Source organism: Prescottella agglutinans (assembly GCF_004011865.1).
In the GTDB taxonomy this organism is placed as follows: Bacteria; Actinomycetota; Actinomycetes; order Mycobacteriales; family Mycobacteriaceae; genus Prescottella; species Prescottella agglutinans.
The window spans coordinates 375506-382289 of sequence record NZ_RKLP01000005.1 but is presented as its reverse complement, the minus strand read 5'-3'; the positions used below and the strand labels follow the sequence as shown (position 1 = coordinate 382289).

8 protein-coding genes and 1 pseudogene are annotated in these 6784 nt (G+C 66.6%); 4 read left to right on the top strand and 5 right to left on the bottom strand.

The annotated features are described in order from the left end of the window. Positions 1-722 (top strand): annotated as a pseudogene (locus tag EGT67_RS12320) (3-ketosteroid-9-alpha-hydroxylase); the annotation flags it as partial. A 2-nt stretch (positions 723-724) separates the two neighbouring features. Further along, entirely contained in the window at positions 725-946 is a 222-nt protein-coding gene (locus tag EGT67_RS12315; protein ID WP_127916353.1) for a hypothetical protein, read from the top strand. Positions 947-1018: 72 nt separating this feature from the next. Here the strand turns inward: EGT67_RS12315 and EGT67_RS12310 are convergent, their stop codons facing one another. After that, positions 1019-1867 (bottom strand): patatin-like phospholipase family protein, encoded by an 849-nt coding sequence (locus EGT67_RS12310; RefSeq protein WP_127916352.1) that lies wholly within the window; start codon positions 1865-1867, stop codon positions 1019-1021. A 145-nt stretch (positions 1868-2012) separates the two neighbouring features. Here EGT67_RS12310 and EGT67_RS12305 point away from each other — a divergent pair, with 145 nt between their 5' ends. Together EGT67_RS12305 and EGT67_RS25460 are read left to right on the top strand one after the other, a co-directional pair. After that, positions 2013-2687 carry a hypothetical protein gene (locus EGT67_RS12305; RefSeq protein WP_127916351.1) on the top strand — a complete coding sequence of 225 codons (675 nt, stop codon included), beginning with the start codon at positions 2013-2015 and terminating at the stop codon, positions 2685-2687. Positions 2688-2913: 226 nt separating this feature from the next. Next, positions 2914-3042 carry a hypothetical protein gene (locus EGT67_RS25460; RefSeq protein ID WP_031937808.1) on the top strand — a complete coding sequence of 43 codons (129 nt, stop codon included), beginning with the start codon at positions 2914-2916 and terminating at the stop codon, positions 3040-3042. 158 nt (positions 3043-3200) lie between these two features. Here EGT67_RS25460 and EGT67_RS12300 read toward each other — a convergent pair whose 3' ends face one another. The 4 genes from EGT67_RS12300 to EGT67_RS12290 form a co-directional block, all read right to left on the bottom strand. Next, on the bottom strand, positions 3201-4049 hold the full coding sequence (locus tag EGT67_RS12300) for a 3-hydroxybutyryl-CoA dehydrogenase (RefSeq protein ID WP_127916350.1): 849 nt from the start codon (positions 4047-4049) through the stop codon (positions 3201-3203). A 149-nt stretch (positions 4050-4198) separates the two neighbouring features. Continuing rightward, the gene (locus EGT67_RS25075; RefSeq protein WP_164877550.1) at positions 4199-4375 is read right to left on the bottom strand and encodes a hypothetical protein; all 177 of its coding nucleotides are present in this window, start codon (positions 4373-4375) and stop codon (positions 4199-4201) included. A 99-nt stretch (positions 4376-4474) separates the two neighbouring features. Then, entirely contained in the window at positions 4475-5632 is a 1158-nt protein-coding gene (locus EGT67_RS12295) for an acyl-CoA dehydrogenase (protein ID WP_127916349.1), read from the bottom strand. A 205-nt stretch (positions 5633-5837) separates the two neighbouring features. Continuing rightward, positions 5838-6584 carry a TetR family transcriptional regulator gene (locus tag EGT67_RS12290; protein ID WP_127916348.1) on the bottom strand — a complete coding sequence of 249 codons (747 nt, stop codon included), beginning with the start codon at positions 6582-6584 and terminating at the stop codon, positions 5838-5840. Between the last annotated feature and the right edge of the window lie 200 nt (positions 6585-6784).

The following is a 6784-nucleotide window of genomic DNA, read 5'->3' as shown; positions in this document are numbered from 1 at the left end:
CGATCCCGGCGATGCGGTCCGGCGACGCGGAGTGGACCGACTGGCAGTGGAAGTCGCTGGTCATCGACACCAACTGCCGCGAGATCGTGGACAACGTCGTGGACATGGCGCACTTCTTCTACGTGCATTACTCGTTCCCGACGTACTTCAAGAACATCTTCGAGGGCCACGTCGCGATCCAGGAGCAGAAGGGCGTCGGCCGCGACGACGTCACCGAGTGGACCGACCCGGACGTGCCGAGACTGGTCGGCAACACGTCCGTCGCCGCGTACCACGGTCCGTCGTTCATGATCGACGACCTCGTCTACCACTACGACAAGTACGACGTGGAATCGGTGCTCATCAACTGCCACTACCCGATCGCGCCGGACAAGTTCGTGCTCATGTACGGCATCTCGGTGAAGAAGACCGAGCAGGTCCCCGCGGAGATCGCGGACCAGTTGGTGGACGCGATGATCGGCTACATCGGCGTCGGGTTCGAGCAGGACATCGAGATCTGGAAGAACAAGACCCGCATCGAGAACCCGCTGCTCACCAACGAGGACGGCCCGGTCTACCAGCTGCGCCGCTGGTACGAGCAGTTCTACGTCGACGTCGCCGACGTCACCGCGGACATGGTCGACCGCTTCGAGTTCGAACTCGACACCACCAAGCCCGTCGAGGCGTGGAAGCGGGAAGTGGCCGACAACCTCGCCCGCCGGGCCGCCGCGGAGCAGGTCTAGTCATGCAGCCCGTCGAGTGCGACCGGTGCGGGTGCAGCGTGCTGGTGACGAAGAACAGCTGGCAGCACACCACGGTTCAGTGGACGGCCGAGGCGCGCGCCGCGTGTCAGGAACTCGGTGGTGAGTCGGACGATCCGACTGCGCGCTCCCGAAGTTGCACGGCGATGCGGGACTCCATCGCCCGGGCCGCCGTCGAGGGGCGGATCACCATCCTCGACGACTGAGATCCGGTTCGACCGAATCCACGGAGGTCCCCGCGCCCGTTCCACGGGTGCGGGGACCTCCGTCGTTCCGAGCTACGACGCGTCCACCCAGACCTGCTCGAGCCGGCCGGCTTCGGCTCTCGCCTGCAGGACTCCCGCCTCGAAGGCCGGCCTCCAGTTCGCGCGGCTGTTCAGATCACCTCCGAATGCCGCGATCGACCGTTCGTCGGGGCGGATCACAACCGATTCTCCGGGTTGCGCTTCCCGGAGTTCCAACTCGAGTTCTGTCGCGGGAAAGAGATGAGCGAGAGGATGTACGGCAATCAGCAGTCGCGCGCTGGACGCCAAGTCGGCATTGGTCGCCGAGTGCATCCCCCCGTCCATGAACCGGCGACCGCCGATGGTCATCGGCGGGTAGAAGCCCGGTGTGGCACGGCTTGCGACGACGGCGTCGGCCAGAGCAGCTTCTCCGAACCTACTGAAGACCTCACGCTTGCCCGATCGAGCATCGACGGCCACGACCAGCAATGATGCGTCCGGCCAGTGCCGTGAGCCGATCATCTTCTGCATCCGCTCGACGTGTACCTGCTCATGCTCTGCGCTCATCTCGAGCGCGATCTGCCCCACACGTTGTCGCGCGGCGTCCGGTTCGAGGTTCTCGTCCGCGAGTATCGAGAAGACTCTGCCGATCGTTCGGGGGTCGGCAGGCGGCAGTTGTACGTCGGTGGAAGTCGGTCGAGGAGGTTCCGCCAATTCGGACGGATCTCTCCCGGTGGCGAGCACGGCGCCCACGATCGCGCCTGCCGATGTTCCGACGGTCAGATCGGATTCCGCGAGGTCGACCCCGAGACCCCGCAATCCCGTAGCCAGGCCGGCCATCCAGGCCGTACCGACGACGCCACCCGCACCGAGTACGACAGAACGAATCGGAAACTGTTGCATACCAGCAACATTATTGCGTTCACCCGACGTGGTACCGGTGGATCGCCGAGGAGGGGCCGAGTCGGCCGGCGACGGATCCTTGCGACCCTCGTCGGCCCCGGCCCGCCTACCATCCGAGGGGTCGGTGCGCGCCCAGGAGGTTTCAGTGATCAAGGTGAACCAGGTCGTCTCGCCCGCCGAGGCGGAGAAACTGGTCGACGCGGACCTTGTGGGGATCTGTCTGGGCGATCCGGGGACGCCCGACCGGCGGATGGTCGACGCGGGCGCCTTCGCCGCCCTGCAGGAGGCGATCGGCCCCCGGACGTCGTTGTACGTCGACGCGTCGGCGGGGTACACGCAGGAAGACGTCGTCGCCGCCGTCGATTCGCTCCGGCCCGCCTACTTCGAGTTCACCTCCGCGGATCCGGCGAAGGTGTCGCAGGCCGACGAGCAACTGGATCTCCTGCGCCGGCTGACGGTGCCGAAGATCGCGAACGGCTTCTTCGTCCTGAAGGACGACGTGTCCCTGCTCGACAGCCTCGAGCACCTGGACCGACTCGTCGACGCCGGTGTCGCGTACTTCCAGGTGGAGTTCGATTCGCTGATCGACCCCGGCTTCCGGATCTCGGCGGCGAACCGGAAGCGGATCGCCGCGATGTTCGCCGGATATCCGTGCATCGTCAGCGACACGTGCACCTCGGATCCGGTGCCTCCGGAGTTCGGCCACGCCGGTGTCTACTTCAACCTGGGGAACCGGCGGACACGCAACTACGACTTCTCGGACGGGACCACCCCGCTCTCGGGCATCGTCCGGGCGCTGCGCGCGCGGTCGAGCGACTGATCCGATTCGACCGCTGCTGTTCGCCTGTTCGACACCCGATCGTTCCAAGATCGTTGCCGGGTCACGTGAATATTACTCACGGAGATTCGAGCAGGTCGGAAGCGAAATCGACTGTCTCGCAGAATCTCTGCGCGGTCGCTACTACGTACTCTCGTGGGCGTCGTGCAGTACACACCGGACGCGCGCAGAGCGTGCGTACACACACATCCACTTTGAGGAGTTTGTCATGGGTTCTTCCGACGCTGATCTCGCCCTGATCAAGCAGATCCAGCCGGTCATCAGCGGCATCGGCGGCGTTCTCTCCGGCGCTGCTGCCATCCTCGGCCTGGTCGGCGCCCTGAACGCCTTCAGCTGAGCTGAATTCCTGCCGGAACCTCCGGCCCGCACACCGTCCTCGTCGTCGGTTGCAGGGCCGGAGGTTCTCGCGTTTCCGGGCGACGACACCACCGTGCCCGCGAACGGCAAAGCCCCCACCGCCCGGAGGGCGACGGGGGCTTCAACGGTTCCGGCGGGCTACTTGTAGCTGTAGAAGCCCTGGCCGACCTTCTTGCCGAGATGCCCGGCGTCCACCTTGCGGCGGAGCAGGGCCGGCGGTGCGTAATTGGGCTGGCCGAACTCGGCGTACATCGACTCGGCCGCGGCGAGCGCGACGTCCAGGCCGACCGTGTCGAGCAGCGTCAGCGGGCCCATCGGGTAGCCGCAGCCGCCCTTCATGGCCTCGTCGATGTCCTCGGCGGTCGCGTAGCCCGACTCGAGCATGCGGACGGCATCGCACAGGTACGGGATGAGCAGTGCGTTGACGATGAAGCCGGCACGATCACCCGCACGGACGGCCTTCTTGCCCAGCGTGTTGCGCGCGTAGTCGGTGACCGCCGCAACGGTTTCTTCGGAGGTGACCAGGCTGACCACGATCTCCACCAGCGGCATGACCGGCACCGGATTGAAGAAGTGGACGCCGACGACCTGCGACGGACGCTCGGTCGCGTTGGCGATCTTGATGACCGGGATGGACGACGTGTTGGTCGCCAGGATGCCGGACGGCTTCACGATCTTGTCGAGCTTGCCGAAGATGTCGGCCTTGAGGGCCTCGATCTCCGGGGCGGCCTCGATGACGAGGTCGCGGTCCGCGAACTCGTTGATGTCGAGGGTCACGCGCACCCGGGCGATGGCGGCATCCGCCTCCTCCTGGGTGATCTTGCCGCGGGCGACGCCCTTGCCGATCGAGTTGGCGATGCGCGCCTGGGCGGCGTCGGCGAACTCCTGCTTGGTCTCGAGGACCAGGACGTCGCTTCCGGCCTTGGCACACACCTCGGCGATTCCGGCACCCATCGTGCCGCCGCCGATCACACCCACTAGCTCCACAGTCGAATCTCCACTGTCGTTTCTTCACATCGCCGTTCGGGCGACATGCTGTCAAGGTTCATTCTGCTATTGGTGGCTCGGCGCCCGTCACCCCGGCGTCGGAAGCTCCGACGCCGGGGTGACGGGTACAGCGGGTGTCGTGGAACCGGTCAGCTGCCGAGGCTGCCACCTCCGAGACTGCCCAGGCCCCCGCCGCCGAGACCTCCCAGGCCCCCACCTCCGAGACCGCCCAGACCTCCGGTCCCGCCGTTGCCCTGACCGCCCATGAGGGCCATCAACTGGGCCAGTACGTCTACCAGTTCGCCCAGCACGCTGATCGAGCCCATGTGTACTCAACTCCTCTGCGTCGGTCACGGCACCGGTCCCGCACCCTCATTGAACGTCGGGGACCGCGGGGTCGGAAACCGTCGCAGCGGAACTGTGCATCACTTGAGCAGTGCGCGTGACATCACCAGACGCTGGATCTGGTTGGTGCCCTCGTAGATCTGGGTGATCTTCGCATCGCGCATCATGCGCTCGACCGGGAAGTCGGTGGTGTAGCCGGCGCCACCGAAGAGCTGGACGGCGTTGGTGGTGACCTCCATCGCGACGTCCGAGGCCAGGCACTTCGCGGCGGCCGAGATGAAGCCGAGGTTCTTCTCGCCGCGCTCGGCGCGGGCGGCCGCGGTGTAGACCATGAGGCGGGCCGACTCGATCTTCATCGCCATGTCCGCGAGCATGAACTGGGTGTTCTGGAAGTCGGCGATCGACTTGCCGAACTGCTTGCGGTCCTTGGTGTAGGCCACCGCCGCGTCGAACGCGCCCTGCGCCAGGCCGAGTGCCTGCGCGCCGATCGTGGGGCGGGTGTGGTCGAGGGTCTCGAGCGCGGTCTTGAAGCCGGTGCCGGGTTCGCCGATGATGCGGTCGCCCGGAATGCGGCAGTTCTCGAAGTACAGCTCGGCGGTGGGGGAGCCCTTGATCCCGAGCTTGTGCTCGAGCGGGCCGACGACGAAGCCCTCGTCGTCCTTGTGGACCATGAACGCGGAGATGCCGTTGGCGCCCTTGTCGGCGTCGGTCACGGCCATGACGGTGTACCAGGTGGACTGGCCGCCGTTGGTGATCCAGCACTTGGAGCCGTTGAGGATCCAGTCGTCGCCGTCGGCCTTCGCGCGGGTGCGCATGCTCGCGGCGTCGGAGCCGGCCTCACGCTCGGACAGGGCGTACGACGCCATCGCGCCGGCGGCGATCTCGGGGAGCACCTTCTTCTTGAGATCCTCGGATCCCTTGAGGATCAGGCCCATGGTGCCGAGCTTGTTGACGGCGGGGATCAGCGAGGACGAACCGCAGACGCGGGCGACCTCCTCGATCACGATGCAGGCGGCGACCGAATCGGCGCCCTGCCCGTCGTAGGCCTCGGGCACGTGGATGGCGTTGAAACCCGAGTTCACGAGCGCATCGAGAGCTTCTTGCGGGAAGCGGGCCTGCTCGTCGACTTCCTTCGCGTAGGGCGCGATCTCCTTCTCGGAGAGAGCGCGGATCGCGGCCCGCAGCTCGTCGTGCTCTTCGTTCAGCTGGAAGAGGGGGAAATCGGGGTTGCCGGCCATGGGGGTCGCTCCTCGGGTGTGCAGGACGGTCGGTTGTTCGTGAACGGTCTGCTGGCAGCGAGTGACACCATGTGTCTTGGGGCACTCAGTGCCACGGCTGTTCGTCGTGCTGTGGCGTACTCGTCGGCATGTTTCTGGTGTTCAATTGCCGATCGCGCACGTGGATCCACGAATGGCCCCAGTGAACCATGGCACTTAGTGCCAGTCAAGGGCCCGGTGTTGCCGTCGGTGGTGACGCCGCCTCCAACTGCAGGCGCACGCGCCGCGCCACCTCCTCCGCCGGGGTCCCGGCCGGGTACGTCACGACCGTCACCGCGGTCCCGTCGGCCGAGGTCGGCGCCGCGTCGGGACCTGTGGTCGCGGACAGGAACTTGCGTCGGATCTCTGCGAGCGTGCGCTGCAACTCCGCCGGGGTCGCGGTCTCGTCGCCCCGGATCATCGCCCGCAACAGGTAGTTGTGGCACGCCGTCACGGACGCCGCGAAACCCACGACGTCCAGAGGCTTCGCCGACGGGACCGCGCCACGCAGGTAGTCGGTGAACAGCCGTTCGTAACGGTGCCCGGTGACCAACTCGCGCTCGCGCAGCGCCGGTACCCGCTGGACCACCTGGTATCGCCGGACCGACAGTTCGCGGTTCTCCCGGAACCTGTCGAACACCAGACGGGCGGCCTCGCACACCGCCACCCACGGATCCTCGGTGGTGGTCGCGAGGTACGCCGACGCCTGCTCGAGCAGCGATTCGTGATCGGCGAAGATCACGTCCTCCTTCGACCGGAACTGGCGGAAGAAGGTGCGCCGCGAGACGCCGGCGGCGGCCGCGACCTGGTCGACGGTCGTCGCCTCGTACCCGTGTTCGGCGAACAGTCGGATGGCCTGGTTCGCGACATGGACCCGAAAGTCTGCGGGTTCGCCGCTTTTGTCGGGTTCGGTGCCCTCGGCGCGCTCACTCATGCGTGCCAGTATCCACACACCCGCGTGCCGCTCCGTTCACCCGACCGATCCGTCCGGCTCGCCTGACCTGCCGATCTGGACCGTATTGCGACGTGGGCGGATACTGCACATAGGCGCTGCCCGTCGTGGAACGGCTTCCGCCTGATGGAAGTGTTCGTTCGGCGACGGTGGCGCGGGCCACGGTCCGAGTAGACCTGACG

Excerpts from the sequence above, each read along its gene's own strand:
- EGT67_RS12290 (WP_127916348.1), bottom strand. The coding sequence starts at position 6,584 with ATGAGTGAGCGCGCCGAGGGCACCGAACCCGACAAAAGCGGCGAACCC.
- EGT67_RS12295 (WP_127916349.1), bottom strand. The coding sequence starts at position 5,632 with ATGGCCGGCAACCCCGATTTCCCCCTCTTCCAGCTGAACGAAGAGCAC.
- EGT67_RS25460 (WP_031937808.1), top strand. The coding sequence starts at position 2,914 with ATGGGTTCTTCCGACGCTGATCTCGCCCTGATCAAGCAGATCCAGCCG.
- EGT67_RS25075 (WP_164877550.1), bottom strand. The coding sequence starts at position 4,375 with ATGGGCTCGATCAGCGTGCTGGGCGAACTGGTAGACGTACTGGCCCAG.
- EGT67_RS12315 (WP_127916353.1), top strand. The coding sequence starts at position 725 with ATGCAGCCCGTCGAGTGCGACCGGTGCGGGTGCAGCGTGCTGGTGACG.
- EGT67_RS12310 (WP_127916352.1), bottom strand. The coding sequence starts at position 1,867 with ATGCAACAGTTTCCGATTCGTTCTGTCGTACTCGGTGCGGGTGGCGTC.